Genomic DNA, 25849 nt, shown 5'->3' on the forward strand with positions numbered 1-25849 from the left:
TTGCCAATGGGAAGACTAAGGGACCTGACGTTTGCTTTAGAACGGTATTTCCCTGAAGTTGAGCGGCCAAAACGGCGCGTTCCGCTTAAGGAGAAGTTTATGTGGACGGGCATTGTCCTGCTGTTGTACTTCATACTGGCTGAAATGCCCCTGTATGGGATGCCCAAGAACATCCAGGACTATTTCGCAACGCTTCGTTTTGTTCTCGCAGGTAGAAGTGGATCCCTGCTGACGTTGGGTATCGGTCCAATAGTCACCGCGAGTATTATAATGCAACTTCTCGTGGGCTCTGAGATAGTCCACCTCGACTTGTCGAATCATGAGGACAGGAGGTTTTACCAGGCCGCCCAGAAGCTGTTTGCCGTGTTTATGAGCTTCTTCGAGGCCGGAGTTTACGTCTTCGCCGGTGCGTTCGGGAGGGTGGATAGCAACCTCAGTGCGTTCCAGACGGTAACCACCCCACAGGGGGCTGCGTTCATAGGTCTAGGACTGGCGATACTGTTGTTGTTACAACTTGGATTTGCATCAACGATGCTGATTCTCCTCGATGAACTCGTCAGCAAGTGGGGCATCGGAAGTGGTATCAGCCTCTTCATCGCTGCTGGGGTCTCTCAGCAGGTTATAGTTAAATCACTCAGCCCTATGACGACATCAAGCTACATCGACCCAGTTACGGGGGGACCTGCCATAATCGGCGCCATTCCAGCGTTCATCCAGCACCTTATACACGGTGATGTGAGCGGGGCCATATACAGGGGGGCCTTGCCGGATATGCTGGATCTCACGGCGACCATAATAGTGTTCCTTGTGGTGGTGTACCTGGAGAGCATGCGCGTTGAGATACCCCTCAGCTACGGCCGTGTCACCGTTCGTGGAAGGTACCCAATAAGATTCATGTACGTCAGCAACATCCCGATCATCTTGACCTTTGCACTCTACGCCAACGTCCAGTTATGGGCAAGGCTTCTTTACAGCAGGGGCATAACCTGGCTGGGTACGTTCGATTCCAGGGGTAATCCTGCCAGCGGAATCGTCACCTACCTCTACCCTACTAGGGATATCTACCACGTCATAGCACAGCCGGGTCATGCCCTGATATACGCGGTTAGCACTATAATCTGGGCCCTTATCTTCGGCTTCCTGTGGGTGGAACTCACAGGACTTGATGCCAAGAGCATCGCCAGACAGCTTCAGCAGGCAGGACTCCAGATACCTGGCTTCAGAAGGGATCCGAGAATCCTGGAGAGGGTGCTCAACAGATACATCCCCTACGTTACCTTCTGGGGATCGTTCACCCTGGCCATAGTAGCGGTGCTGGCGGATTTCCTTGGAGCACTTGGTACAGGAACGGGAATACTGCTTACGGTGGGTATACTCTACAGGTTCTACGAGGAGATCGCCAGGGAGCAGGCAACTGAGATGTTCCCGATGCTAAGGAAGTTCTTCACCAAGTGAGCCTTTCTTTCTTTACAAAACCTTTTAAACCCGCTTTTATTAATTCCTCCAGAGCCTCCTTGGGTGAGTGTAATGCCGTTTGTGGTCATGATAACTGGCATCCCGGGTGTAGGGAAGAGCACAATAACAAAGCTTGCCCTCAAACAGGTGCGGGTCAAGTTTAGGCTCCTCAACTTCGGGGATTTGATGTTTGAGGAGGCCGTGAAAGCGGGTCTGGTATCCCACAGGGACGAGATGAGGAAGCTGAACCCGGACCTGCAGAGACGTCTTCAGATGAAAGTCGCGGAGAAGATCGTGGAGATATCACAGAAGGAACCCGTGCTCATCGACACTCACGCCACGATAAGAACACCCGTTGGTTACCTGCTTGGATTCCCCAGGGAGGTTATAGAGGTTATAAACCCGAACTTCATAGTTATAATTGAGGCGACCCCAAGTGAGATACTTGGAAGGCGCCTCCGCGACCTGAAGCGCGACAGGGACGTGGAGACCGAGGAGCAGATACAGCGGCACCAGGATCTCAACAGGGCTGCCGCGGTGAGTTATGCCATGCATTCAAATGCACTGATTAAGGTGATCGAGAACCATGAGGACAAGGGCCTTGAGGAGGCCGTTTATGAACTTGTTGAGGTACTGAATTTGGCGGTGGGGGAATATGCTTGAGGGAATATACGTCTTCCTTGATAAGGTCTTCGGACCAATGATACTTCACTATCAGCCCATATGGGTTGTTACGGTAGCAGGAGCAATACTGGGAGCATTTTTTACTCTGTTGAACTACATCCTTGTGGATCAGGAGAAGGTCAAGCTCCTTCAGAAGAAGAGCAAGGAGTTCCAGCAGAAGTATCGTAAAGCACAGCTTGAAAAAGATGAGAAAAAACTCAGAAAAATGCAGCAGGAGCAGATGGAACTCATGAAGCTTCAGAGTGAGGTCATGAAGGATACTATGCTTAAGGTTAGCCTCCTTACCCTACCCATATTCTGGGTGTTCTTTGGCTGGTTGAGAAGGTGGTACGTCGAGACCAGCGTGGTGAAGTCACCGTTTAACTTCTTCCTCTTCGACTGGTTCCACAGGCTCTACCACTCTGCCCTACCGGCCAGTGAGCTTGGATATGTGGGATGGTACATAATGACCTCAATGGTGGTTGGATACATCCTGAGGAAGCTCCTGGACATGGGTTAAATTTAAAAACACTCCACGAAAAGGCATTGCGAGGTGAGAGAAAATGAAACCCATGTACAAGTCAAGATCATGGAAACGGAAGTACGTTAGGACACCCGGTGGGAGAACCGTCATACACTTCGAGCGCAAGAAGCCGAAGGTTGCACACTGTGCGATGTGCGGCAGACCCCTTAACGGTTATCCACGTGGCAGACCCGGGGACATTAGGAAGCTTCCAAAGACTGCAAAGAGACCTGAGCGCCCATATCCGAACCTCTGTCCCAGCTGCATGAGGAAAGTTCTGAAGGCCCAGGTCAGAGCAGGCATTGTCCTTTGAGTTTCCCGCAGAAGTGATCGGCATGCCAAAGAACTGCTTGGTAATAACCGTCAGTGGATTGGCGGGTTCTGGGACAACCACCCTCTGTCGGAACCTCGCCAGGCACTATGGATTCAAGCATATCTACGCCGGCTTAATCTTCCGGCAGATGGCCCGGGAGATGGGCATGACCCTGAGGGAGTTCCAGGAGTATGCCGAACTTCATCCCGAGATCGATCGTGAGGTTGACAGGAGGCAGGTGGAGGCAGCCAAGGAGTGCAACGTTGTCATCGAGGGCAGGTTGGCCGGTTGGATGGTTAAGGATGCTGACCTCAAGATATGGCTCGATGCCCCGATGCGTGTTCGTGCAGAGCGCGTTGCTAGAAGGGAGGGCACTACGGTAGAGGAAGCCTTTATGTCCATCGCCGAGAGGGAGAAGGGCAACAGGAAAAGGTATTTAAACCTCTACGGGATTGATGTTGAGGATCTCTCGATATATGATCTGATAATTGATACTTCAAAATGGGGACCCGGTGGCGTCTTCGCGATTGTGAAGGCCGCCATCGACCACCTAAGCCCCGATGGCGACACGGGGTCGGGAAGGGACCCGCGCAAGAAAAAATGAGGAGGTGGGATGAATGCCAGCCATGGAAGTTGGAAGGCTTGCCGTTATAATTGCCGGAAGAAGGGCCGGGGAGAAGGTCGTCGTCGTTGACGTCATCGACAGGAACTTCGTCCTCGTTACCGGCGCTGGCCTCAACAAGGTCAAGCGCAGGAGGATGAACGTCAAGCACCTCGAGCCCCTTCCGGAGAAGGTCAGCATCGAGCGCGGCGCAGACGACGAGGCCGTCAAGGCCGCCCTTGAGCAGGCTGGAATCAGCCTTGAGTGAATTGCAGAGGCCTCTCGGCCTCTTCTTACTTCCCAACGCTTTTAAGTATAATCCCTGAAACCCTTACTGGTGATTCAATGAAAACCGCCTTACTTACCGGTGCCACAGGCGGCATTGGAGAGCTTCTCGTTGAGGGACTCGTCGAGAGGAACTACCGTGTTGTTGGAGTGGCGAGGAACAGGGAAAAACTCCGTGAACTTCAGGAAAAACTGCCGGCTTTTGAGTACATAGTTACAGACTTGACCGGGGAGGACTTTCCAAGCACGATTCTGAAGGGGCTTGAGAGGCTCGGTGCGCAAAAGATTGACCTTCTCATAAACAACGCCGGCCTTGCGGTGAGAAAGCCACTTCTTGAGCATTCAGGCGGGGAGCTGGAGAACCTGTTTCGGGTGAACGCACTCGCCCCGGTGGAACTTACAAATGCGGTTCTCCCGATGCTTCCGAAGGGTTCGACTGTGGTGTTCATAATCAGCGGCGTTGCTTTTATCAACGTGCCGGAGATTCCCTCCTACTGTGCCTCTAAGGGTGCACTCCACTACTTGGCAGTGAACCTCGAAAAGGAGCTCCTGGATAGGGGAATCCATATTATGAGGGTGTATCCCAAGCAGGTCAAGACCGGATTCTGGAACGGAAAGGTTCCGAAGGGCTCGATAGAGCCGGAAGATGTTGCACGGGCAGTGTTCAAGGGGCTCGAAAAGGGTAAGAGGGAAGTTTTTGTGCCGGGCTACCTGAAACTCGTCAAATATCTCCCCAACTGGCCGGTCTTTACCTATCGGTTTAAATACTAAGCTCAGGTTTATAAGGCACTATCCCGAACTTAGGGCGATAACGCTCACCGGGTGATGCTCATGGCGAGGGATGAAGTGAGGAGAATCCTTCCGGCTGACATAAAGCGAGAAGTCCTTGTCAAGGACGAGAAGGCCGAGACCAATCCGAAGTGGGGCTTTCCGCCCGAGAAGAGACCGATGGAGATGCACATGCGGTTTGGCATAATAAACCTCGACAAGCCGCCGGGGCCGACGAGCCACGAGGTCGTTGCCTGGATCAAGAGGCTCTTCGACCTGAACAAGGCCGGCCACGGCGGAACCCTCGACCCCAAGGTCAGCGGTGTTCTGCCGGTTGCCCTCGAGAGGGCCACGAGGGTCGTCCAGGCTCTCCTGCCGGCAGGTAAGGAGTACGTGGCCCTGATGCACCTCCACGGCGACGTTCCGGAGGGAAGAATTAGGGCGGTTATGAAGGAGTTTGAAGGGGAGATAATCCAGAGGCCCCCGCTCAGGAGCGCGGTCAAGAGAAGGCTCAGGACGAGAAAGGTTTACTACATCGAGATACTCGAGATAGACGGCAAGGACGTGCTCTTCCGCGTTGGAGTTGAGGCCGGAACCTACATAAGGTCGCTTATCCACCACATTGGTCTCGCCCTCGGAGTCGGTGCCCACATGGCCGAGCTGAGGAGAACGAGGAGCGGCCCCTTCAAAGAGGATGAAACTTTGGTGACGCTCCACGACCTCATCGACTACTACCACTTCTGGAAGGACGACGGGATAGAGGAATACTTCAGGAAGGCTATCCAGCCCATGGAAAAAGCGGTGGAGCACCTCCCCAAGGTTTGGATTAGAGATTCGGCCGTTGCGGCGGTAACCTACGGCGCCGACCTTGCCGTTCCGGGAATAGTGAAGCTCAACAAGGGCATCAAGAAGGGTGACCTGGTTGCCGTCATGACACTCAAGGATGAACTCGTTGCCCTCGGTAAGGCCACCATTACGAGCGGCGAGATGCTCCAGAGGAGCAAGGGAATAGCGGTTGGTGTTGACAAGGTCTTCATGCCGAGGGATTGGTACCCGAAGCTGTGGTAGCGGCCCTTGCTGACGCATGTTGAGGCAAAGCCTCAACACCTCAGGAAGCTTTGCTTCTCAAGGAGTGCCGGCTGAGGATTTAATGCTTTTTTGGCTTGATTTTCTGTCTTTGGTGAGTTTAGTACACGGTTTCCTAAGAACAGTTTTGGCTGGAACGTCGATATTGAGTGCAGGTTTTTGTTGGTATCAAACTCTCGTTGGAGTTGTCATCAATCAGTGCATGATTTCTTCTGCCTGAATAGTAAGGCACTCTTTGATCAGTTCTCTAAAAATTGTGTTTATTCTGTCCCCCTGTATCTGCTTAGATCTGTTCTGGAAGGTCAATGCTCTGTGTGAGTATTTTATAACTTATTTATAGAAAAATTTTTAAGTAATTGATTTTTATATCTATTAATGATCTCCGAAGGTGTCCACATGAGGGGCCGGAGTAGAAAGGCTGGTGCAGTATTTTTGCTTGCCATAGTCCTGAGTCTGGGCTTCAACGTTACCTATGGGGCAAGAAATACAGCCTCATTGAAGCCCGAAGAAGCATACTGGGCAGAGGAACTTCGGAGAGACCCTCCTCCGGTGAAGGTCAATGAAACCGTGATGGCAATGGTTGAGGAGCGAGATACTTGAGGAGTTCAACGGGGAACTGTGTACCATGAGTGATGAAGAAATGCTTCGCGAGGGTCTCACAAAGGACGATATCAAAAGCCAGAGCGTTCTGCAGATTGCCTGATGAGGAGAAGTTAAAAGTCATCAGAAACAGACTCTTGCTTAGCGTGTACCTCACCAACGCACGTTGCTCGGCCCTTAAGCAAACGGAAATGAGGCCTATACTAACCGCTTCTTCGGGGGGTACATACTCATGCAGAGATGGATTGGTCTACGCATGGGGCATTCCCACCAAAGAAAAGCTCGGAATCTCTCACTGTTCATGGAGAAAGTAGGGGTCTCCTTCATCTTGCAGTAAAGAAAAGGGTGTAGCGTGCCTCTGGGGATGCACGAACGTTGATCCAAAACTTGGATGGCCAGGTAACTATAAGAGCTTTCCTGACTTGGACAGCTTTGTTCAGGAGGTGACAAGCAAAGGTTACCACAAGACCGACAGGTATGCTGCCTATGGCATATACGGCAGGGACTTCACAAGGGGAATTGGATACGGATACCTCTACGAGGCTAGATACAGTCCAAAAACTCGCATGGGTTATGTCGAGGGCCCCGAGTCCAACCCTGAAAAGAACTGGTACGGTTTCCTGCACAATTTCTGGCCGACACTTGTGAAACGCTGGCACGATAAATGCTGAGGTGATTCGCGTGAAGCGCTCCAAGACTCTCTACTCTGTCTTTCCCCTTGTTTTTCTGTTGGTTGCAGGTGGGGCTTATTACCTCCACGCACAGGGCTCCAGCAGTATCGCAGAACCTCAGATAAAGTTCAACGCAACGAGTCTTGACTTTACAGGTCCAAACATGACCCTTGTATACAAAGCCGTGGAATACTCTGGGAAGACGCTGATTCAGAACTCAACGAGAACTTTCATCATAACCAGGGAGGGGAACACTACTACAATCCTCGAGAGGTTTAAAATCGAGTGGCAGACGCCCGATTACTCTATCTCCAAAGGAGAAAACCGAGCCGAGATAGTCGGCTCAAACCCCATTGTATATCAATCTGATGGTTCAATCTTTGTTGAGGGGGAACGGGCTGAAGTCGAACTGTTTAGGGTTGGATGTCCCTACTCTCCAGTATTCGAGCGACTAAAGGCTGAAAAGGGCTACACTCTAAGGCTGTGCTGTGCCAATCTCACTGTGGAGGATGTGAGGACTATAAATGGGAGGGAATGTATTATAGTGAAAGCGGAAACTAAGGATGCCACCCTCAAACTTGCCATCGACTCTAAGACGCGCCTGCTCCTTTGGGATTACGGGGTTTCCAAAGACGTGACGAGGTCATGGTGGGAAGACTGGCTGGCCTCTTCCAAGTAAACTCCCCCATCTTTATAAACCCCTCAACGAACCACCGCACATGAGCCACTACTACTCCGAAGAGCCGGACGTCCCGCTGAGGACGAAGACGATAGAGGTCTGCATTAGAGGTCAGTGTTTCAAGTTCATCACCGCCAGCGGGGTCTTTTCCTTCGGCAAGCTCGACCGGGGAACGGAGTTGCTCATAGAGAGCATGATACTCGATGATAAATGGCGTGTCCTTGACCTTGGCTGCGGCTACGGGGCGATTGGGATAGTGGCTTCTCGCTTCGTGAGCCATGTCGTCATGGCCGATGTGAACAGGAGAGCGGTAAGCATAGCGAGGAAAAACTTAAAAATCAACGGCGTTAGAAACGCCGAGGTCAAGTGGGGAAATCTCTATGAACCCGTTAGGGGCGAGAAGTTCGACGCGATTATCACTAACCCCCCGGTGCACGCGGGAAAGAAAGTGCTGAGGGAAATAGTTATAAACGCTCCCCGGCATCTCAACGATGGAGGCCTGCTTCAATTGGTCATTAAGACGAAGCAGGGGGCAAAGTATATTAAGGCTCTAATGGAGGACCACTTCACCGAAGTGAGAGAACTGGCGAAGGGGAGCGGCTATCGCGTGTATGCCGGGATCGCCTAGCCTGGGATGGCGCGGGCCTTGAGAGCCCGTGTCCTCTTGGACACCGGGGTTCAAATCCCCGTCCCGGCGCCAAAATCCTCTACAAAGGATTGAGATGGAGGTGTATTCATAATGACGGACAACTTCAGACACATCGTCCGTGTGGCAGGTGTCGACCTGAAAGGAGATAGGCAGTTAAGATGGGCCCTTACGGGGATTAAGGGGATAGGAATAAACTTTGCTACGATGGTTCTGCGGGTCGCGGGCATAGACCCCTACATGAAGGCAGGTTACCTCAATGAGGAGCAGGTCAGGAAGATTGAGGAAGTCCTTGAAGACCCTGTTTCCCATGGTATTCCTGGATGGGCGGTCAACAGGCCAAAGGACTATGGGACCGGCAAGGATATGCACTTACTCACCGCCAAGCTCGTAATGGCCTGGCGTGAGGACGTCAACAGGCTCAGGAGAATCAGGGCTTACCGCGGCATCAGACTTGAGCGCGGTCTGCCTGTGAGGGGTCAGAGAACAAGGTCAAACTTCAGGCACGGTGCAACGCTCGGTGTCAGCAGAAGGAAGAAGTGAGGTGGTGTAAATGGGAGACCCTAAGAGGCAGAGGAAGAGATACGAAACTCCCTCTCACCCTTGGATTAAAGAGAGGCTTGACAGTGAGCGCGTACTCATGAGGAAGTACGCCCTTAAAAACAAGAAGGAACTGTGGAGGCACGAGACCCAGCTTAAGGAGTTCAGGAGGAGAGCTAGGCGCCTCCTTGCCGCCCGCGGCAGGCAGGCAGAGGTTGAGAAGGTTCAGCTCCTCCAGAGACTCAACAGGCTGGGCCTTTTGCCGGCGGATGCCGTCCTGGACGATGTCCTCTCCCTTGGACTTGAGGACATCCTCGACAGGCGCCTCCAGACAGTTGTCTTCAAGAAGGGTCTTGCAAGGACGATCAGACAGGCCAGACAGCTCATAGTTCATGGGCATATAGAAGTCAACGGACAGGTAATCCGTTCTCCAGGATACCTTATCCTCAAGGAGGAGGAGAGCACAATAACCTATTCGAGGAACTCCCCCTTTGCTAAGGAGAGCCATCCTGAGAGGGTCGTCATTGAACAGGCTAAGCAGGGTGAGGCCTCATGAGTGAGGAAGTTCAGCAGGTTAACCTTAAGAAGAAAGAGAAGTGGGGAGTTGCCCACATCTACTCCTCCTACAACAACACCATTATCCACATCACTGACCTCACGGGGGCCGAGACCATCAGCAGGTGGAGCGGTGGTATGGTCGTCAAGGCCGACAGGGACGAGCCATCACCGTATGCGGCCATGATTGCCGCCAGAAGGGCCGCGGAGGAGGTCATGGAGAAAGGGTTCACCGGTGTTCACATAAAGGTCCGCGCCCCCGGTGGGAGCAGGAGTAAAAGCCCGGGTCCGGGTGCCCAGGCTGCCATCCGTGCCCTTGCTAGGGCCGGCCTCAGGATAGGAAGGGTTGAGGACGCTACTCCCATCCCGCACGATGGAACCAGGCCCAAGGGCGGGAGAAGGGGCAGGCGCGTCTGACCCCACAACTTCTTTTTTGGTGATGCCTATGGAGCCAAAATTCCAGGTTCTTGAAAAAAGGGAGGATTCAATTAAGTTCCTCGTTGAGGGGATTGACGTTCCCTTTGCCAACGCCATGAGAAGGACCATACTATCGGAGGTTCCTACCTTCGCCATCGATGAAGTGGAGTTCTTTGAGAACGATTCGGCACTCTTCGACGAGATAATCGCACACAGACTTGCCATGATCCCTCTGACGACTCCCCTCGACAGGTTCTCCCTGGACTCCCTTGAGCTGGATGACTATACGGTTACCCTCTCCCTCGAGGCTGAGGGGTCGGGGATAGTGTACTCCGGTGACATCAAAAGCGACGATGAGGGTGTTAAACCTGCCAACCCAGATATCCCCATAGTCAAGCTCGCCAATGGGCAGAGGGTTTCGTTCAACGCATACGCAAAGCTTGGCCGCGGGAAGGACCACGCTAAGTGGCAGCCGGGTTTTGTGTATTACAAATATCTGACCAAGGTTCACGTCAGTAAAGAAGTCCCGGACTGGGAGGAGCTTAAGACTTTAGCTGAAAAACGTGGTCTGATCGTTGAGGAAACCGAAGAGGAGCTCATTATAACAACCACCCGGCCGTTCTACCTCCCCCGCAAGTTTGACGGATTTAAGAAGGATAAGATTACAGAAGAGGTAGTGCCGGATACATTCGTCTTCACAGTGGAAACCAATGGAGAACTCCCCGTTGAGGAAATTGTGGCTACAGCGCTCAAGATTCTTATGCGGAAGAGCGATAGATTTATAAACGAACTCCATAAATTAGCCGAGTGACGCGGGGGTTGCCGAGCCTGGTCAAAGGCGCGGGATTCAGGGTCCCGTCCCGCAGGGGTTCCGGGGTTCAAATCCCCGCCCCCGCACCAGATTCACGTTCACCCGTCCCTCGGTGCGAGAATTGTGAAGGAGGAATGTTCATGGTTAAGAGGACTGGTCCAACTGACATAAACTTGAGGAGAGTCATCCGCTACCTCAGGAAGAAATCCAACGAGGAAGGCGTGAGGGTATGGAAGGACATCGCCTGGCGCCTTGAGAGGCCAAGGAGGCAAAGGGCTGAAGTGAACATCAGCAGGATCAACCGCTACACCAAGGAGGGGGACACTATTATCGTCCCGGGAAGCGTAATTGGTGCAGGAAAGCTCGAGCACAAGGTCACCGTCGCTGCCTGGAAGTTCAGTGAGGGGGCAAGGCAGAAGATAACGGAGGCCGGTGGGGAGGCTATAACCATTGAGGAACTCCTTGAGAGAAACCCGAAGGGTAGTGGAGTAATCATAATGGAGTGATGGGCCATGAGGATAATTAACGCTGAAGGACTCATACTCGGAAGGCTCGCCTCAAAGGTTGCCAAGATGCTCCTCGAGGGCGAGGAAATTGTCATAGTTAACGCCGACAAGGCCATCATCACCGGTAACAGGAAGGATGTCTTTGCCAAGTACAAACGGAAAACCGGACTGAGGACCAGGACCAACCCGAGGAAGGGTCCGTTCTACCCGAAGAGGAGCGACGAGATAGTCAGGAGAACCGTCAGGGGCATGCTCCCCTGGAAGACCGACCGCGGAAGGAAGGCTTTCAAGAGGCTCAAGGTCTATGTCGGCGTTCCGAAGGAGTTCGAGGGAAAAGAGCTTGAGACCATAATCGAGGCCCACATGTCGAGGCTCGCAACTCCGAAGTACGTTACCGTTGGCGAGGTTGCCAAGTTCCTCGGTGGAAAGTTCTGAGGTGAGAGGAAATGAAGGTCATCCAGACTGCTGGTAAGAGGAAGACGGCCATCGCGAGGGCCACCATCCGGGAAGGAAAGGGTCGCGTCAGGATCAACCACAAGCCAGTTGAGATCATCGAGCCGGAAATCGCGCGCTTCACCATCATGGAGCCCCTCGTAATTGCCGGTGAGGAGGTAGTGAGCAAGGTTGACATTGACGTCAAGGTCGAGGGAGGGGGTTTCATGGGACAGGCCGAGGCTGCACGCGTCGCCATAGCTAGGGCCCTCGTGGAGTGGACCAACGACATGAACCTCAAGGAAAAGTTTATGAAGTACGACAGGACTATGCTCGTTGGTGACAGCAGGAGAACCGAGCCCCACAAGCCCAACCGCTCAACCAAGGGTCCGAGGGCCAAGAGGCAGAAGTCCTACCGCTGAGGGCTTTCCTTTAATATTCATTGGAGAAGGTGATACGGGTGATAGTCCCCGTCAGGTGCTTCACGTGTGGAAAGGTCATCGGAGACAAATACTACGAGTTCAAGGCCCGCGTCGAGAAGGGTGAGGACCCCGAGAAGGTGCTCGACGACCTTGGGATCGAGAGGTACTGCTGCAGGAGGATGCTCCTCAGCCACGTTGAGCTCATAGACCAGGTAATGGTCTACAGGGTGTATTAAAAACCACATTTCTCGGGGGGCCGTGGGGTAGCTTGGTCTATCCTCCCGGCTTGGGGTGCCGGAGACCCGGGTTCAAATCCCGGCGGCCCCACCAAAATTTGCAAAGGGTGGTTGGGATGTTCAGGTACACGAGGTTTGAAAGGGCAAGGATTGTGGGGGCGAGGGCCCTTCAGATAGCGATGGGTGCTCCGATACTCATCGACGTTCCCGAGGGAGTGACCCCGCTCGACGCCGCGCTGCTTGAGTTTGAGAAGGGCATAATACCGCTCACCGTAATAAGGCCGAGCTGATGGGCCATGACGATCATAGAAAACGTAGTTGGCAGAGTAACAGTGCTCAAGGGGGGCAGGTATTCCGTCGAGGTAGACGTCATAACGAGCTCGGGCTTTGGAAGATTTGCATCCCCAATAGACGAGAACCCGAGCCTGTACATAGCCGAGGCTCACCGCGCCGTGAGCGAAGTTGACGAGATAATCGGGCCTGAACTGATAGGCTTCGATGCCAGCGAGCAGGAACTCATAGACAGCTACCTCTGGGAGATAGACGGCACCGAGGACTTCAGCCATATCGGGGCCAACACGGCTTTGGCCGTCTCGATAGCGGTCGCCAAAGCCGCAGCGAGCGTCAAGAGGATGCCCCTGTACAGCTACATCGGCGGAACCTTCACCACCGAGTTGCCCGTCCCCATACTGGAAATGGCGAGTGGTGAGGCCTTCGATTACTATATCATGGTCAGGGATTTGATGGAGATAACTGACGTGGTTGATGCGGTCTCCGGTGTGCTCGAAACTGCGAGGGAGCTCTCGTTGAAAGGCCTCTCAGAGGCAACTGAGGGAACTGGGGACAAACTTGGTCTGGAGGTCTCACTTGGCCTAGTTCAAAAGAAGCCCATTGAGATGGAGGAGCTCCTCTCCATGGTTGAGGACAACAACGTGTCCTACATAAAGCCCATGGGTGAGGAGGATCTGTTCCTCGAACTCATAGCCGGGACCCACGGTGTGTTCGTGGATGGGGAGCGCCTGTTCCGTGAGAAAGATATACTGGATAGGCGCTACTACAACGCACTGTCAATAAAACCCATAAACCTCGGCACGCTCACCGACCTATATAACCTGGTGAACGATGCCAAGTCGGAGAGAATCACACCCATCTTGGCGGAAGCCAGGTATGAGTCCTCCGACGAGGCACTGCCGCATCTTGCGGTTGGTCTTAGCTGCCCGGCGATGGTCCTGAGAAGGGATTCCATCGCCAAGCTGAATGAGTTGATCCGCATCGCCGAAGATCTGGGCGAAAGGGGACGGATAATAACGTTTGAAGGATAAGAAAGGAGGTTGAGAAAAATGGAGGAATATCTCGTTCCACTTGACCAGTACCTTGCTGCGGGTGTCCATATAGGGACCCAGCAGAAGACTCAGGACATGAAGAAGTTCATCTACCGCGTTAGGCAGGATGGTCTCTATGTCCTCGACGTCAGGAAGACCGACGAGAGGCTCCGCGTTGCGGGTAAGTTCCTCGCCAAATTTGATCCAGAGGGCATCCTCGCCGTGAGCGTCAGGCTCTACGGCCAGAAGCCGGTTAAGAAGTTCGGAGAGGTCACGGGTGCAAGGACCGTGCCCGGCCGCTTCCTTCCTGGGACCATGACCAATCCCCAGGTCAAGGACTTCCTGGAACCGGACGTCCTCATAGTCACCGATCCCCGGGCGGACCACCAAGCCATGAAGGAGGCCATAGAGATAGGCATACCCATAGTGGCCTTTGTGGACACCGAGAACTTCCTCAGCTACGTTGACCTCGCCATACCGACCAACAACAAGGGTAGGAAAGCCCTGGCTCTCCTGTACTGGATCCTTGCCAGAGATGTCCTGTACAACCGGAAGGAGATTGAGGGCAGGGAGGACTTCAAGGTTCCCATAGAGGACTTTGAGATGAGGATCATCAGGGGTTAAGGGAAACCTTTTTATCTTATCCCCGCTCCCCTATTCTGGGGCATGCGGGGGTGCCCGAGCCTGGCCAAAGGGGGCGGACTTAAGATCCGCTGCCGAAGGGCTACGCGGGTTCGAATCCCGTCCCCCGCACCAAAGCTTTAAAAATACAGGGTCTGATGTGTGTCTGAGTTCAGGATCATGAGGTGATTCAGATGGCGAGATTTCCGGAAGCAGAGGCTAGAATATTTAGGAAGTACGTTTGCATGCGCTGCGGTGCCACTAACCCGTGGAAAGCAAAGAAATGCCGGAGGTGCGGTTATAAGGGACTTCGCCCGAAGGCAAGAGAACCGCGTGGTGGAATGGGACGCTGAAGTCTCCCTTTTTTATATTAAGTTTTGATCAGAATTTGATGCCGATCATCCTTTCAGTTTTTTGAGGGTTTCTTCAAGGAAGCCGAGGCCATCCTCTAGTAGCCGTTCCCCCGCGGGTGTCAGTTTGTAGTACTTCCTGGAAGGTTTCCCGGTTCCGCTTTCCTGCCACTCCGTCGTCACGTACCCATCCTTTTCAAGTTTGTAGAGGACAACGTAGGAGCTTACTGTGGCAGGTTCAAAGTCAAAAGCTTCTTTGATGCGCTGTTTCAGTTCGTACGCGTACATGGGGCGCTCTTTGAGCAGGCGGAGGATGTAAACCCAGAGCACCTCCTTCGTGATTTTACTCTTTAGCCTGTCCATCGGGCTCGTCATCTCACTCACTCCTCATTTTATTTGTTCTAAATATTTTAACCCAATATAATTTAAAAGTTTTGGGAAAATGTTTTATCCTCTTAAATCCAAAGTACTATCGGGTGGTCGAATGAACTTTGACATGAGCGGCATGGCGGGAGATATCGGGATTGGAGGTGTTGCTGGATTCCTCACAGGGTTTGCACTCAAGAAGTTCATAAAACTCGCTACGGCACTGATAGGTGCCTACCTCCTCAGCCTCTTCTGGCTCCAGCAAAAGGGCGTCATAACCATCAACACGGACAAGCTCTTCAACTTGGCGGGCGGTCTGAGCAATCAGATAATCAGTCTTGGGCAGAAGATCATAGGAATACTTCCGGGCACTGGAGCGTTCCTCGGAGGTTTCTATCTGGGATTCCACAAAGGTTAAATTCTTCCCTTCCTTTTCCTAATCCATGGGCTATGAGCGACGTGTTTTACTGAGGCATTCATTGGCTTCTATGGTGGCCCTAGGTTTAACGGGCCTCAGCAGGTTTGTGTACAGCGTCGTTGTGTCGAGGCGTTTTGGTGTTGAAGAACTCGGCCGTGCAAATTCCCTCCTATCACAGGCGTTTCTCCTGGCAATACCCCTAAGCTTCTTCGCAGTGGCCCTTGGGAAGTACTCCTCTGAATTCCTTGGTAGGGGAAGATGGCAATCCATCCGGGCCATAACGGGGCCTTCATTCATCCTTCCACTCCTGGGGTTGCTTCTTATCCCCGTAAACCTGTATCTTGCGTTGATCGCGGTGTTCAGGGCCCTCCAACTAACGTTTCGATCCTTTCTCTATGGGGTGCACAGGGGGGAGCATTATGCATACATTATCCTAATAGCTTTTTCGGGCTTTTTAGCGGGCTTCCTTGTTCACAGCCTCTACGCCCCATACCTGCTTTTCTTGGGGTTGATATCTCTCATCGCCTTCTCGTATCTTGCTGTGTTCAACCTGCTTGGAACACCACATCGTGAAGAACTGCGTCTCCTTGTGTCCTACTCCTTCTTTGCGTTCCTAGGCACACTATCTGGGGTGTTCTTGATTCAGGGACCGTACTTCTTGGGTGAACGCCTTGGGGGCGCTGAAGTGGGGGGGGAAGTGTCTGCGGCTCTTTCCGCGGCGTTTCTATTGAGTTACCTGCCCCAGGTTCTCCAGTCCGCCATAATGCCGCTGTTTTCTTACAAATACGGACGCGATGAGAAGGACTACGTAAAACGACTTTCCGAGGAAACCACGGTCTTCCTAATAACAACAACCGCTCTGCTTGTGTTCCTCCTGATGCTCGTGGGTGGGGAGTTGCTCGGTCTCTTCTTTGGCTTTAACGTGGGGACCCCTTTCTACTTGGCCCTTATCGCCATGGAACTCTATATAGCCTACAACCCAAGTATAGTTGCGCTCAACTCAACGGCCTACGTGAGAACGGGTACGATGATTTCCCTCGTGGGGGCTGCTGTCTCCCTTGTCTCTTGGCTTCTACTGATACCGACCCAGGGTGCCATCGGTGTTATGGTGGGTCTGATACTCGGATACGGTGCCATCCTACTCGGGACCGCCACCTATGCAGTGCGTCTTCTTTCAGTTTCCCCTTCTGTGTACCGGCCCCTCTTGATCGCCGTTTTCCTCCAGTTGCCGGTTTTCCTCTCGAAGATTCTCCTCTTGGTGGGTGCCTGTGTGTTCGTTGTTTATGAACAAGGAATAATCGGGGAGATGATTTCGGTCTTCAGGTCCTTCCGTGGTAGAGGATCCTGATCAGGTCTTCCGGCAACCCTTCATTTTTTATACGATCTTCCACGAGTTTTTTATCATACTCCACCTTAATGAACTTGGTGTGGAGGGTTTCCGTGTCCACCAAGGCAAACGTTGCTCTGTGGGCTTTTCCCGGGGGGAGTCCTGTGCTTCCCGGACAGATCACACGTCCGTAGCGGGTCATGGCGTTAACGGGGTATTTTGGGGAGGCCACCAGAAGCATCTCGTAGTCCTTAATCGGCCGCATTAAGGCCTCATAGTAACTGGATGGTTGTTCTGGGAGAACCCTTCCTCCAAACGGATTCAATGGGCTTCCGTAAACCCCGAATATCTCGTTCTTTCCTATCCTGTCTACGAGGTATATCTGAGTGTCCCTTATGAACTCCCTGCCCTCATGCCCCAGTTCCTCCCAAGTGTGCTTCAGTGAGGCCTTAATATGAGGCTCCACGTCAAGGCGGTCAATGTAGTCCGTACCCTCGCCGTGAGGGTCACTGGCGGCTATGAACTGATCTAGCTCACCCCGGATTACTTTCACCTGATTGCTCTTTAGGAGGCTTCTGAGAGTGTCAACTACCTCCCGGGGGTATGGGAACAGTCCCACTAGGTTCCCTAGAATGTAGTACCTGTCTACTCGATATCCTTCTTCCTTCAGTCTCTCCAGCTTCTCAAGGGCTGCGGCCAGGGCAGGGAAGTTTCCGGCTATGTTGGCAAGAACCGCCGCGTACACCATGCTCCCCACCTCTTCCTATTTTCTTACTAAAATTAACTAAAAGGTTCAAAATATTTAAAGGTTTCGGAGGCCTTGGGCCGTCCATCAAGACGTCGAGAATTGCATGCTACTTAAAAGAAATGATTTAATAATGGGCTGCACAAAGATTGCCGGTTTGGAAGGTTTTTGCTTAACTCAGTGCCCGACGGTGCCTTGGATGGGCGAGACATCCCCCGGAGGGGACTTTTGGTGGGACAGTCCTAAAATTCGCCCATGCGGGCTGCGTATCGCAAAACAGTCACCAGAAGGTCAGAATTACCCTTGAAACTTTACACCAGAAAAGTTTACTGATGGCGGACCGGCGGGGATTCGAACCCCGGACCTGCGGCTTAGGAGGCCGCCGCCCTATCCTAGCTAGGCTACCGGTCCACTGCCCGCTATCCCCCTCAGGGGAATGATATTTAAACTTTACGGTGGAGTTTCCATGGTGGTGTGTATGGTCGATGCTCTTGATCTGAGGATCCTCAGTCTGCTTCAGGAAAACGCTCGTCTTTCCTATCGAGAAATTGCCCGTGAGCTCAAGGTTGCGGTCGGCACCGTCTACAACAGGATAAAGCGGATGGAGGAAGAGGGTGTTATAAAGGGGTTCGCGCCCCTGTTGGACTACGAGAAGCTGGGATTTGGTCTAACCGCCGTTATTGGAATCAAGGCAAACGGCCGTAAGATAATCGAGATCGAGCGTGAGGTGGCTAAGGAGGACAGCGTCCTGCTGGTTTACGATATTACTGGGGAGTACGACATCTTCGTGGTCGCTAAGTTCAAGGACAGGGCCGATATGAACCGCTTCGTTAAGTGGCTGCTCTCCCTCGACGGTGTGGAAAAAACGAACACGAGCGTTGCGATGCAGGTCGTTAAGGAGGAACCCAGAGTACGGCTACTGGAGGACTAAAACCTCTTCTAGGAAGCGTCTAGCGAACTCGTCGAAGCTCTCTGCTGGGAGCATCACGTCTTTTCCGTTTACCTTTCCATCAAACACCCATGTCTTCTCCGCTATCTCCAGGATTCTTGTGAAGCTTGGGTTTGCGTCCACCACCGAGTTTACTAGCCTACTGAACTCCTCTTCGCTGGCGTTTCTGATGACCCCCTCGATCACCACGACTTTGCCGCAGTCCTCCTCAGAACAGCGGAATTTGAAGGGGATCCCGGGCTCGGCCTCAACTGGTATCGTGAGCCCGGCGGCGTTGTAGATGAAGAACTTCATCTCAATCACTCCAGCCGTATGAGGCTGTCCACAGGGATGCTGTACTCATGCTTTATCCTGTCGATTACGTCACCAACGCTCACAAGGAAGAACATCCCCACTGGTTTGGCGCCTGCTTGTCTGCACATATCTAGAAGGGCTTTTTGGGTTTCCCCACTTCTTATGACGTCGTCCACTATCAGGACGTTTTCTCCCCGTTTGAGGGCCCACTGCGGCAGGTAGAGGGTTGTAACACTCCCCAACGCGCTCGGGATGTAGCTGACCTCGTAGAATTTTTTGACCCCTACCTCCTTTTTCTTCTTGGCATAGACTAGGTCCACCCCAAGCTCTTTCGCCACATGAACGCCTATGGGGATTCCGTCGGTGGCCGCCGTAAGAACCTTGTCAACGTTTTTGTCGGCGAATTTACCTGCCACCTCCTCGGCTATCAGCGTCATCAGGGCCGTGTCGCTGATGACCGGCATGTTGTCGAAGAGCCCGTGTTCGTCGAATTTGATCCTCTTCCGTACCTCTTCTTCGATGTTTATGTATGGGGCCAGGAGACCCAACAGTTCCCGCGTCCTCTCCGTGCTTGGGAGAACCTTTCCGCGCACGTACCTGTTGAGGACGGTGATTGGGAGTCCGGTTATTTTGGAGAGCTCCTCGTAAGTGTAGTTCTTTTTGAGCAGTCTGAGTATCCTTACAAGCCTCAACTTTTCCTGCACTGCTTTCAGCTGGCTCATTCTTTACACCTCCGATGCCAGAAGTTTAACAAAAAAATGTATAAATACGTTTCGGTCACCGTCCTTGGTTCACAATATCCCTATGATACCTTCCCAGCAGATCACCGTATTCCCTCATAAGGAACTCCTTGGTCACGGGCTCTCCGTCTGGATGACCAACACCGGGACAGAATGTGTCCTCCTTAATGTAAACTTCCATGAGATTCCTGTTTTTTGTAAATATGAATGGATAAAGCCTGCACGCGAGTGGACGGTGATCGTATATCCTACACTTCTTTGTCTCTGGGTCTAGGAAGACGCAGGAATCGTCCAGGGAGCGCTTTTTAAGGGCATATCCAAGGAATCTATCGCCGCGGTAGAAGGCTTTTTCGTAGTCCACGAATTCCCATGCGTTGTATCCCAGGTCCTCTATAGTCTCCACATCCTCGTCCCGTAGGGGTATCTCCAGGTTGCTGCAGCACAGGCCACAGTTCTCAACGCACTTGAACTTGAAGGTGGGGTCGTACTCCACCTTCAGGGTGTCCAGGTGAACGATGGCCACCCACCTGTTCTCCAACCACTCACCCCCGGTAGGAGCTGGCTATGAGGGTCTCCGTCATCTCGATGTTCCCGATCCTCCTCAGGACTTCATCGTGGAACTGATCCAGTAGGTGGATATCCGGAACCTCCACCCTCAGCAGCAGGTCGTATTCTCCGTAAACCCGATATATCTCTTTAATGTCCTCCCTCTTCTTAAGCTCCCTGTAGACCTTTTCCTCGGTCCCCGGCTTAACAACCACTAGCACAAAAGCTTCTATCATATACCGAACCCCCCAAGGTTAAATTTACGGGCCATCTTGGCCAGTTTTCTTTTATCCATGCTTTTAAACATCTTCTTCATTTGATGGTACTGGTTCAGGAGTTCCCGAACTTCTCTTGTTGTGGTCCCTGAGCCCCTGGCTATGCGTTTAATCCGCGAGTAACTTATTATATCTGGCTTCTCAAGCTCTTCCTCGGTCATGGAGTCCATTATTATCCTGTAGCGCTTAAGCTTCTCCTCTCCAACTTTAACCATGTCGTCGGGTAGACTGTAGCCCATTCCTGGGATCATCTGCAGTATCTGTTTAAGGGGGCCCATTTTCCCCATGGCTTCCAGCTGGGTGTACATGTCCTTCAGGTTGAATTTGCCCCTCAGGAATTTCTCAACGTCCTCCTCCTTGAGTTCCTGCTGTTTCTGTAGCTCTTCAAATTTCTCCAGCAACCCCTGAATGTCTCCTAGCCCAAGCAGTCTGGAAACGAAGCGCTTGGGGTCAAAGGGTTCTATGTCATCTATCCTTTCCCCAACGCCTATGAATTTTATGGGGGCCCCGGTGGCGGCGACCGCTGAGAGGGCCCCTCCACCCTTGGCCGAGCCGTCCAGCTTCGTCACTATTATCGAGCCTATTGGGGTAGCCTCTTTAAATGCCAGTGCCTGATTGTACGCCTGCTGGCCCAGGGTCCCGTCTATTACCAGGATAACCTCATGGGGTTTTACTGAGGAGGATATCTGCGTCATTTCCTCGATTAGTCCCTTCTCCTCTTTGTGACGTCCAGCGGAGTCCACGATTATTACGTCAACTCTCTTCTCTTTGAAGTGTTTGACCCCCTCCCTGGCTAGCTTCACCGCGTCTTTTTCCGAGGGATCGCCGAAAACTTCCACTCCAAACGGCTCCACGAGCTGTTTAAGCTGGTGGTACGCTCCCGGACGCCACGTGTCGGAGCATACAAGGCCGACCCGGTAACCCCTTTTCTGGAAATAGCGGGCGAGTTTGGCGATGCTCGTTGTCTTGCCGGATCCCTGGATACCCACTGTCAGGAGGATGGTTGGTCTCTCCCTGATCTCAATCGGCTTTGCTTCGGTTCCGAGGAATTTGGTGAGTTCTTCGTATACTATCTTGATTATGTGCTCCTTCTTTGAGACGCCCGCGGGGGGTTCCTCCTCCAACGCACGCTTTTCTATTGTCTTGGTCAACTGGAGGACGAGCTTAACGTTAACATCAGCCTGTATAAGTGCTCTCTGAATATCGCGCACTACCTCTTTTACAGTTGCCTCATCCACGGTACGGGAACGGGCAAGCTTCCTAAGTGCACTGTTGAGTGCTTTTCCCAGCTTCTCCAGGGCCATCTCTCCCACCGTACCTGAATGGTTTCTATTGTTTATAAATGGTTGGGACGGGGTGGTATCTATTTTCCCCAGACAGACGTGCTCCACATTAGATAGACAATTGACGATATCATGTTTAACGAATGTCTATCAGAAAACCTTTTATACAATAAAGTTGTAGGATATCATGGTGATATCTATGACTACGGTAATTAAACGTGACACCCGGAAGTTTATGAAGGAATTGCGGGTCCATTACGGCGATGTTTGGAAAATGCCCTCCAGCAGGTATCTCTCCAAGCCGGATTTCATTGTCGTTGACCCCCGCACTGGTAAAAAGACCAAGGTTAGTTTCGTATCACTCGACGATGGAGAGGTCGTCGGAGTGGTTTACGACGAGCTTGGATGACTTTTTCGTCTTTTGCCTTAATTCATTCCGCAACGAGCCTGTACCTGATTTTGCCATGTTGTTTCCGTTCTACTGCGCTGTCGAGAAACTATTAAATACTTGAACTCCTTAAATCCTACGGTGAAAATAGATGCCCCGCGATATTTACCGGGAGGCCCTTGATCTCGCTTCTAACATCCGAGACCGGTACCTCCGTGCGGTAACGTACGCAAAGATCGGTTATTATTTTTACCGGCTGAAAAACCCCCGGTACAAGGAAGCGTTTAAACGATCGTTTAACGCCCTGGAGACCATAGAAAACCCTCCTCTGATGGTGCGGGCGATGATAGAACTGGGCACCTACCTCGCCAATGTGGGGGCATCCAGTGCGAGTAAAGTTTTCCAGCAGGCGGATGAGATCATCTCCGATTTCCCCCAGCCCCTGAAGGATGAACTCATAGAGGTTCTCGTGCTTCGTCTTCTGGAGCTTGAGATGGTGGACGATGCCCTCTTCTACGTGGTTGATATAGAGGACAACGTGAAGCGCAACGATCTTCTCCTCAAAATACTCCGGGTCTATTTAAAAGCCGGGAAAATGCGTAAGGCCCGCCTGATTCTTGAGCAACTAAAGGACGAACCCTGGCACTCCATAGGCTCCATCGAGACCATTAAGGAACATCTGAAGAGAGAGGAGTTCGGCAGTGCAATACGAGTCCTTCAGGGCCTTAAGAGCGAGTACTGGCTGGGGGACGCGATGAAGGAAGTGGCCTCCTACCTTAAAACTACGGATGTTCCAAGGGCGACGTACGAGAAGTTCGTTGAGATAGCCCTCGGGATGTCGACGGAGAACGGATTCGGCATCCTGAAATCCCTCCTAGTGGGCCTTGCCGCACAGGGCGAACTGGAGTTTGTTATCGGTGTTTTGAGCAGGTTGTCAGCCGAGCAGAGGTTGGAGATTGCTAGAGGTATTGTTCTTACGGTCCTTGATAACGAGACCGTTCTTGAGAACCTCGTCGGCTCTCTCCAGGGACCGGAACGTGAGGAGCTTTCCCGTTTCATCCTCGACAACCTGCTGGAGTCTACCCCCGATGTCAAGTACCGGTCGCTCGTTGAGAGTATTGGGGAAGTCACGAACGACGACACGCTCCTCGTTAAGGTGGTCAGGTACTTGAGCAAACTGGGTGATTTTGATGATGCGGCAAAGTTCGCCGATAGGGTGAGAGGGAACTACCTCAGGTCGCTGGCGTTTGGGAGCATCGCCACTGAGAGGCTCCAGCGGAGGGATATCGACGGTGCAATAGATGCGGCACTGGAGGTTAGGGACTCCAGGTGGGGTTCGTGGCTTCTCAGTGAGATCCTGACGAAGATACTTGAATTGCAGGTTGAAGGCCGGATCAAGGAGGAGGACATGGAACGTAAAGCCGAAAACCAGCGCGCTTTCTGGGAGAAGGGCTAACGTTTTAAGCTTCCCTTCGTTTTTTCTCTCCAGGTGATACCATGCCGAGGATAGCGATTATCGGAGGTTCCGGAGTCTACGACCCGAAGCTTCTCCAGAACATCAGGGAGGAGTTCGTGAGCACTCCCTACGGAAAGGTCCGGGTGAAGTTAGGTGAATACGGTGGCGAGGAAATAGCGTTCCTGGCCAGACACGGTGAGGGGCACAGCGTTCCACCCCACAAGATCAACTACCGCGCCAACATATGGGCCCTTTACGAGCTGGGTGTTGAGAGGATTCTCTCAACTTCGGCGGTAGGCTCGCTCAACGAGGCAATGAAGCCGGGCGACTTCGTTATCCTTGACCAGCTTATTGACTTCACCAAGACGAGGCACTACACATTCTATGACGGCGATGAGAGCCTGCATGACAGAAAGTTCGTTGCCCACGTGGACTTCACGGACCCGTACTGTCCCGAGCTGAGAAAGGCACTGATAACGGCCGCGAGGGAGCTTGGGTTTGAATACCATCCAACGGGAACCTACGCCTGCATGGAGGGCCCGCGCTTTGAGACGAGGGCTGAGATAAGGGCTCTCAGGATACTCGGCGCCGACGTGGTTGGCATGACCCAGTGCCCGGAAGCCGCCTTGGCTAGGGAGCTGGAGATGTGTTACTCCAGCGTGGCCATAGTCACCAACTTCGCCGCCGGCATAAGCAGGGAGAAGCTCACCCACACCGAGGTCGTTGAGCTGATGGCCCAGAAGAGCGAGGAGATAAAGTACATCCTCATGAAGTCCATCAGGTACATACCGAAGGAGCGTCGCTGTGGCTGTAAGGATGCCCTAAAGGGCGCGACCGGAGACTGATGTCCTTTCCTGTTCTTTTATCCTCTTAAAAGTGCTTACGTTTTGAACTCGAGGTTAAAGAAAGCGTTTAATAGTAGGCCGCCCTAATTCTCCATGGTGATGGAAAGTGAAGTACGACGTTGTTATTATCGGAGCAAGTGCCGGGGGCCTTACCACGGCTATAGCCGCGAAGAGGTTTTATCCCGACAAGAGCGTCCTTGTCATTAAGAGGGAAGATGTCGGAATGATTCCCTGCGGCATCCCTTATGTCTTTGGAACCTTCGAGAGCGTTGACGACGACATTCTCCCGGCCGAGAAATTCTTGGAGCCGCTTGGAGTGGATGTACTGACCGACGAGGTCACCGAGATCGACGCAAGGGCAAAGCTTGTGAGGACCGCCTCGGGGAAGGAGATTGCCTGGGAAAAGCTCGTCATTGCGACCGGTTCAAAACCCGTGAAGCCGGAGTTCCCTGGCTCGGAGCTGGAGGGAGTTTATACCGTTCCGAAAGACTACCGTTACCTGAAGGGGTTCCGCGAGAGGGTTAAAACTGCGGAGAGAATAGTCATCGTTGGAGGCGGCTTCATAGCCCTGGAAGTCGGTGACGAGATACGGAAGCTCGGAAAAGACGTGACCCTCTTGGTTAGAAGCAGACTGTTGAGGAACTCATTCGATCCGGAGTTCAGCAAAATGGTTGAGGAACGGCTGAGGGACAGGGGTATAAATGTGGTCTACGGGGAAGTTGAAAGGCTTCTTGGCAATGAACACGTCGAGAAGGTCAGGCTCGTTGATGGGAGGGAGCTCCCCGCGGATCTCGTGATTTTCTCCATCGGCTACCGCCCGAACGTTGAGCTGGCCGTTAATGCTGGCCTCAGGGTTACGCGCTACGGCATCTGGACAGATGAGTACATGAGAACCTCTTACCCAGACATCTTTGCCGTTGGAGACTGCGTCGAACACAGGGACTTCTTCACAGGAAAACCCTACGGTCTCATGCTGGCTTCAACGGCAACCTTCGAGGCCAGAATAGCGGGTGCAAACCTCTTCAAGCTCCAGATCGTCAGGGAGAACAGAAGGACGATAGGCGTCTATTCCACTCACGTTGCAGGACTTACACTGGCCGCCGCTGGCCTGACGGAAGAAGCTGCTAAGAAAGAAGGCTTTGAGGTCATAGTTGGCTACGGTAAGGGCCCGGATAGGCATCCGGCAAAGTTCCCCGACACCTCTATGGTAACGGTAAAGCTCATCTTCTCCCGCGACAGGGGAGCAATACTTGGTGCCCAGATAGCCGGTGGAAAGAGTGTTGGCGAGATGATAAACATTCTCGCCCTCGCGATACAGAAGAGACTCACCGCGAGCGAGCTTTACACACTCCAGATAGCGACCCACCCCCTCCTAACGGCTTCTCCGGTCGGCTATCAGATACTCCAGGCGGCTGAGGATGCGTTGGCAAAGCTGAGAGCCTGAGGGGCTTTGTGCGATTTCCAGCTTCTTTTTTTGTTTTGGCCTTTTGGAAAAAGTTGGTCGAAAATATTCTTCTCTCCGAAAGGTAAAAAGTAAGTTGTGCAGTACAGAGACATTTGATCAAACTTTTCTCCAGAAAAGTTTGTGTGGTGCGGTGGCCGGGATTTGAACCCGGGCCAGCGGCGTGGCAGGCCGCTGTCCTAGACCAGGCTAGACTACCACCGCAGTTCAGGCCCGTAGAATACTCACCTTCGGGCGCTTTATAAATCTTTCG

39 protein-coding genes and 6 tRNA genes are annotated in these 25849 nt (G+C 52.6%); 36 read left to right on the forward strand and 9 right to left on the reverse strand.

The annotated features are described in order from the left end of the window. The first annotated feature begins 6 nt into the window (after window positions 1-6). From secY to MVK60_RS04395, 29 genes are all read left to right on the forward strand, one after another. On the forward strand, window positions 7-1455 hold the full coding sequence (gene secY, locus MVK60_RS04255) for a preprotein translocase subunit SecY (RefSeq protein ID WP_297436802.1): 1449 nt from the start codon (window positions 7-9) through the stop codon (window positions 1453-1455). 72 nt (window positions 1456-1527) lie between these two features. Then, on the forward strand, window positions 1528-2118 hold the full coding sequence (locus MVK60_RS04260; RefSeq protein WP_297436804.1) for an adenylate kinase: 591 nt from the start codon (window positions 1528-1530) through the stop codon (window positions 2116-2118). Then, window positions 2111-2638 carry a DUF106 domain-containing protein gene (locus tag MVK60_RS04265; RefSeq protein WP_297436806.1) on the forward strand — a complete coding sequence of 176 codons (528 nt, stop codon included), beginning with the start codon at window positions 2111-2113 and terminating at the stop codon, window positions 2636-2638. The genes MVK60_RS04260 and MVK60_RS04265 overlap by 8 nt, the downstream gene beginning before the upstream one ends. Before the next feature lie 43 nt (window positions 2639-2681). Continuing rightward, the gene (locus MVK60_RS04270; RefSeq protein WP_297436808.1) at window positions 2682-2954 is read left to right on the forward strand and encodes a 50S ribosomal protein L34e; all 273 of its coding nucleotides are present in this window, start codon (window positions 2682-2684) and stop codon (window positions 2952-2954) included. A 22-nt stretch (window positions 2955-2976) separates the two neighbouring features. Continuing rightward, window positions 2977-3558, forward strand: coding sequence for a (d)CMP kinase (gene cmk, locus MVK60_RS04275; RefSeq protein ID WP_297436810.1), 582 nt, complete (start codon window positions 2977-2979; stop codon window positions 3556-3558). A gap of 13 nt (window positions 3559-3571) precedes the next feature. Further along, window positions 3572-3823, forward strand: coding sequence for a 50S ribosomal protein L14e (locus MVK60_RS04280; protein ID WP_014012532.1), 252 nt, complete (start codon window positions 3572-3574; stop codon window positions 3821-3823). 77 nt (window positions 3824-3900) lie between these two features. After that, window positions 3901-4611, forward strand: a complete 711-nt coding sequence (locus MVK60_RS04285; RefSeq protein WP_297436813.1) for an SDR family oxidoreductase — start codon at window positions 3901-3903, stop codon at window positions 4609-4611. 60 nt (window positions 4612-4671) lie between these two features. Beyond that, complete coding sequence (locus MVK60_RS04290) at window positions 4672-5676, forward strand: RNA-guided pseudouridylation complex pseudouridine synthase subunit Cbf5 (RefSeq protein WP_297436874.1); 1005 nt, start codon at window positions 4672-4674, stop codon at window positions 5674-5676. Window positions 5677-6069: 393 nt separating this feature from the next. Then, complete coding sequence (locus tag MVK60_RS04295; protein ID WP_297436815.1) at window positions 6070-6294, forward strand: hypothetical protein; 225 nt, start codon at window positions 6070-6072, stop codon at window positions 6292-6294. Continuing rightward, window positions 6275-6397 (forward strand): hypothetical protein, encoded by a 123-nt coding sequence (locus MVK60_RS04300; protein WP_297436817.1) that lies wholly within the window; start codon window positions 6275-6277, stop codon window positions 6395-6397. Before MVK60_RS04295 ends, MVK60_RS04300 begins: the two co-directional genes overlap by 20 nt. A gap of 340 nt (window positions 6398-6737) precedes the next feature. Beyond that, window positions 6738-6965, forward strand: a complete 228-nt coding sequence (locus MVK60_RS04305; protein ID WP_297436819.1) for a hypothetical protein — start codon at window positions 6738-6740, stop codon at window positions 6963-6965. Between the two features lie 10 nt (window positions 6966-6975). Beyond that, complete coding sequence (locus MVK60_RS04310) at window positions 6976-7644, forward strand: hypothetical protein (RefSeq protein ID WP_297436820.1); 669 nt, start codon at window positions 6976-6978, stop codon at window positions 7642-7644. Window positions 7645-7684: 40 nt separating this feature from the next. Further along, window positions 7685-8272: a class I SAM-dependent methyltransferase gene (locus MVK60_RS04315; RefSeq protein ID WP_297436822.1), complete on the forward strand. Its 588-nt coding sequence runs from the start codon at window positions 7685-7687 to the stop codon at window positions 8270-8272. Beyond that, window positions 8258-8344: transfer RNA gene (locus MVK60_RS04320), tRNA-Ser, on the forward strand. The genes MVK60_RS04315 and MVK60_RS04320 overlap by 15 nt, the downstream gene beginning before the upstream one ends. A 39-nt stretch (window positions 8345-8383) precedes the next feature. After that, window positions 8384-8833 (forward strand): 30S ribosomal protein S13, encoded by a 450-nt coding sequence (locus tag MVK60_RS04325; RefSeq protein ID WP_297436825.1) that lies wholly within the window; start codon window positions 8384-8386, stop codon window positions 8831-8833. 10 nt (window positions 8834-8843) lie between these two features. Further along, entirely contained in the window at window positions 8844-9386 is a 543-nt protein-coding gene (locus MVK60_RS04330) for a 30S ribosomal protein S4 (RefSeq protein WP_297436827.1), read from the forward strand. Then, a complete protein-coding gene (locus MVK60_RS04335) occupies window positions 9383-9802 on the forward strand; it encodes a 30S ribosomal protein S11 (RefSeq protein ID WP_297436829.1) in 420 nt (139 codons plus the stop codon). Before MVK60_RS04330 ends, MVK60_RS04335 begins: the two co-directional genes overlap by 4 nt. Before the next feature lie 28 nt (window positions 9803-9830). Beyond that, on the forward strand, window positions 9831-10613 hold the full coding sequence (locus MVK60_RS04340; RefSeq protein ID WP_297436876.1) for a DNA-directed RNA polymerase subunit D: 783 nt from the start codon (window positions 9831-9833) through the stop codon (window positions 10611-10613). 1 nt (window position 10614) lies between these two features. Further along, window positions 10615-10702: transfer RNA gene (locus MVK60_RS04345), tRNA-Leu, on the forward strand. A gap of 51 nt (window positions 10703-10753) precedes the next feature. Further along, window positions 10754-11119 carry a 50S ribosomal protein L18e gene (locus MVK60_RS04350; protein WP_297436877.1) on the forward strand — a complete coding sequence of 122 codons (366 nt, stop codon included), beginning with the start codon at window positions 10754-10756 and terminating at the stop codon, window positions 11117-11119. Window positions 11120-11125: 6 nt separating this feature from the next. Then, window positions 11126-11554 (forward strand): 50S ribosomal protein L13, encoded by a 429-nt coding sequence (rplM, locus tag MVK60_RS04355; RefSeq protein ID WP_297436830.1) that lies wholly within the window; start codon window positions 11126-11128, stop codon window positions 11552-11554. Window positions 11555-11565: 11 nt separating this feature from the next. Further along, window positions 11566-11973 carry a 30S ribosomal protein S9 gene (locus MVK60_RS04360; protein WP_297436832.1) on the forward strand — a complete coding sequence of 136 codons (408 nt, stop codon included), beginning with the start codon at window positions 11566-11568 and terminating at the stop codon, window positions 11971-11973. Between the two features lie 38 nt (window positions 11974-12011). After that, window positions 12012-12209 (forward strand): DNA-directed RNA polymerase subunit N, encoded by a 198-nt coding sequence (locus tag MVK60_RS04365; protein ID WP_167894589.1) that lies wholly within the window; start codon window positions 12012-12014, stop codon window positions 12207-12209. 16 nt (window positions 12210-12225) lie between these two features. Further along, window positions 12226-12303 (forward strand) — tRNA-Pro (locus MVK60_RS04370). A 22-nt stretch (window positions 12304-12325) separates the two neighbouring features. After that, entirely contained in the window at window positions 12326-12499 is a 174-nt protein-coding gene (locus MVK60_RS04375) for a DNA-directed RNA polymerase subunit K (RefSeq protein ID WP_297436835.1), read from the forward strand. A gap of 6 nt (window positions 12500-12505) precedes the next feature. Then, window positions 12506-13531 (forward strand): hypothetical protein, encoded by a 1026-nt coding sequence (locus tag MVK60_RS04380; RefSeq protein ID WP_297436837.1) that lies wholly within the window; start codon window positions 12506-12508, stop codon window positions 13529-13531. A gap of 18 nt (window positions 13532-13549) precedes the next feature. Beyond that, entirely contained in the window at window positions 13550-14155 is a 606-nt protein-coding gene (rpsB, locus tag MVK60_RS04385; RefSeq protein ID WP_297436839.1) for a 30S ribosomal protein S2, read from the forward strand. 44 nt (window positions 14156-14199) lie between these two features. Continuing rightward, window positions 14200-14287 (forward strand) — tRNA-Leu (locus tag MVK60_RS04390). 59 nt (window positions 14288-14346) lie between these two features. Then, window positions 14347-14505: a 50S ribosomal protein L40e gene (locus tag MVK60_RS04395; protein ID WP_297436841.1), complete on the forward strand. Its 159-nt coding sequence runs from the start codon at window positions 14347-14349 to the stop codon at window positions 14503-14505. A 45-nt stretch (window positions 14506-14550) separates the two neighbouring features. Here MVK60_RS04395 and MVK60_RS04400 read toward each other — a convergent pair whose 3' ends face one another. Next, window positions 14551-14877 (reverse strand): PadR family transcriptional regulator, encoded by a 327-nt coding sequence (locus MVK60_RS04400; protein WP_297436879.1) that lies wholly within the window; start codon window positions 14875-14877, stop codon window positions 14551-14553. A gap of 109 nt (window positions 14878-14986) precedes the next feature. Here MVK60_RS04400 and MVK60_RS04405 point away from each other — a divergent pair, with 109 nt between their 5' ends. Both MVK60_RS04405 and MVK60_RS04410 read left to right on the forward strand, forming a co-directional pair. Continuing rightward, window positions 14987-15286 (forward strand): FUN14 domain-containing protein, encoded by a 300-nt coding sequence (locus MVK60_RS04405; protein ID WP_297436843.1) that lies wholly within the window; start codon window positions 14987-14989, stop codon window positions 15284-15286. Window positions 15287-15311: 25 nt separating this feature from the next. Continuing rightward, window positions 15312-16634, forward strand: coding sequence for a lipopolysaccharide biosynthesis protein (locus MVK60_RS04410; RefSeq protein WP_297436845.1), 1323 nt, complete (start codon window positions 15312-15314; stop codon window positions 16632-16634). Here the strand turns inward: MVK60_RS04410 and MVK60_RS04415 are convergent. After that, entirely contained in the window at window positions 16606-17361 is a 756-nt protein-coding gene (locus MVK60_RS04415) for a metallophosphatase family protein (RefSeq protein WP_297436847.1), read from the reverse strand. The two genes, MVK60_RS04410 and MVK60_RS04415, sit on opposite strands and share 29 nt — an antisense overlap. Before the next feature lie 330 nt (window positions 17362-17691). Continuing rightward, a tRNA-Arg gene (locus MVK60_RS04420) sits at window positions 17692-17769 on the reverse strand. Between the two features lie 67 nt (window positions 17770-17836). Between MVK60_RS04420 and MVK60_RS04425 the strand changes: the two genes are divergently transcribed. Continuing rightward, window positions 17837-18289, forward strand: coding sequence for an Lrp/AsnC family transcriptional regulator (locus tag MVK60_RS04425; RefSeq protein ID WP_297436881.1), 453 nt, complete (start codon window positions 17837-17839; stop codon window positions 18287-18289). Here MVK60_RS04425 and MVK60_RS04430 read toward each other — a convergent pair. Genes MVK60_RS04430 through MVK60_RS04450 form a run of 5 tightly spaced genes read right to left on the reverse strand, consistent with a single transcriptional unit; the run spans window position 18275 to window position 21466 of the window. Beyond that, window positions 18275-18601, reverse strand: a complete 327-nt coding sequence (locus MVK60_RS04430) for a hypothetical protein (RefSeq protein WP_297436883.1) — start codon at window positions 18599-18601, stop codon at window positions 18275-18277. The two genes, MVK60_RS04425 and MVK60_RS04430, sit on opposite strands and share 15 nt — an antisense overlap. A gap of 5 nt (window positions 18602-18606) precedes the next feature. Next, window positions 18607-19323 (reverse strand): phosphoribosyltransferase family protein, encoded by a 717-nt coding sequence (locus tag MVK60_RS04435; RefSeq protein WP_297436849.1) that lies wholly within the window; start codon window positions 19321-19323, stop codon window positions 18607-18609. A gap of 55 nt (window positions 19324-19378) precedes the next feature. Then, on the reverse strand, window positions 19379-19879 hold the full coding sequence (locus MVK60_RS04440) for a YkgJ family cysteine cluster protein (RefSeq protein WP_297436851.1): 501 nt from the start codon (window positions 19877-19879) through the stop codon (window positions 19379-19381). A 4-nt stretch (window positions 19880-19883) separates the two neighbouring features. Further along, complete coding sequence (locus tag MVK60_RS04445) at window positions 19884-20123, reverse strand: Lrp/AsnC ligand binding domain-containing protein (RefSeq protein ID WP_297436853.1); 240 nt, start codon at window positions 20121-20123, stop codon at window positions 19884-19886. Continuing rightward, window positions 20120-21466 (reverse strand): signal recognition particle protein Srp54, encoded by a 1347-nt coding sequence (locus MVK60_RS04450; RefSeq protein ID WP_297436885.1) that lies wholly within the window; start codon window positions 21464-21466, stop codon window positions 20120-20122. Before MVK60_RS04450 ends, MVK60_RS04445 begins: the two co-directional genes overlap by 4 nt. A gap of 178 nt (window positions 21467-21644) precedes the next feature. Here MVK60_RS04450 and MVK60_RS04455 point away from each other — a divergent pair, with 178 nt between their 5' ends. The 4 genes from MVK60_RS04455 (at window position 21645) to MVK60_RS04470 (ending at window position 25578) form a co-directional block, all read left to right on the forward strand. Continuing rightward, the gene (locus tag MVK60_RS04455) at window positions 21645-21854 is read left to right on the forward strand and encodes a hypothetical protein (RefSeq protein WP_297436887.1); all 210 of its coding nucleotides are present in this window, start codon (window positions 21645-21647) and stop codon (window positions 21852-21854) included. Between the two features lie 130 nt (window positions 21855-21984). Next, a complete protein-coding gene (locus tag MVK60_RS04460) occupies window positions 21985-23289 on the forward strand; it encodes a hypothetical protein (RefSeq protein WP_297436855.1) in 1305 nt (434 codons plus the stop codon). Window positions 23290-23330: 41 nt separating this feature from the next. Then, complete coding sequence (gene mtnP, locus MVK60_RS04465) at window positions 23331-24134, forward strand: S-methyl-5'-thioadenosine phosphorylase (protein WP_297436856.1); 804 nt, start codon at window positions 23331-23333, stop codon at window positions 24132-24134. A 106-nt stretch (window positions 24135-24240) separates the two neighbouring features. Next, entirely contained in the window at window positions 24241-25578 is a 1338-nt protein-coding gene (locus MVK60_RS04470; RefSeq protein WP_297436858.1) for an FAD-dependent oxidoreductase, read from the forward strand. A 144-nt stretch (window positions 25579-25722) separates the two neighbouring features. Here MVK60_RS04470 and MVK60_RS04475 read toward each other — a convergent pair. After that, window positions 25723-25800: transfer RNA gene (locus MVK60_RS04475), tRNA-Gly, on the reverse strand. Window positions 25801-25849 lie beyond the last annotated feature (49 nt).

The organism is Thermococcus sp. (assembly GCF_026988555.1).
Classification (GTDB): domain Archaea; phylum Methanobacteriota_B; class Thermococci; order Thermococcales; family Thermococcaceae; genus Thermococcus.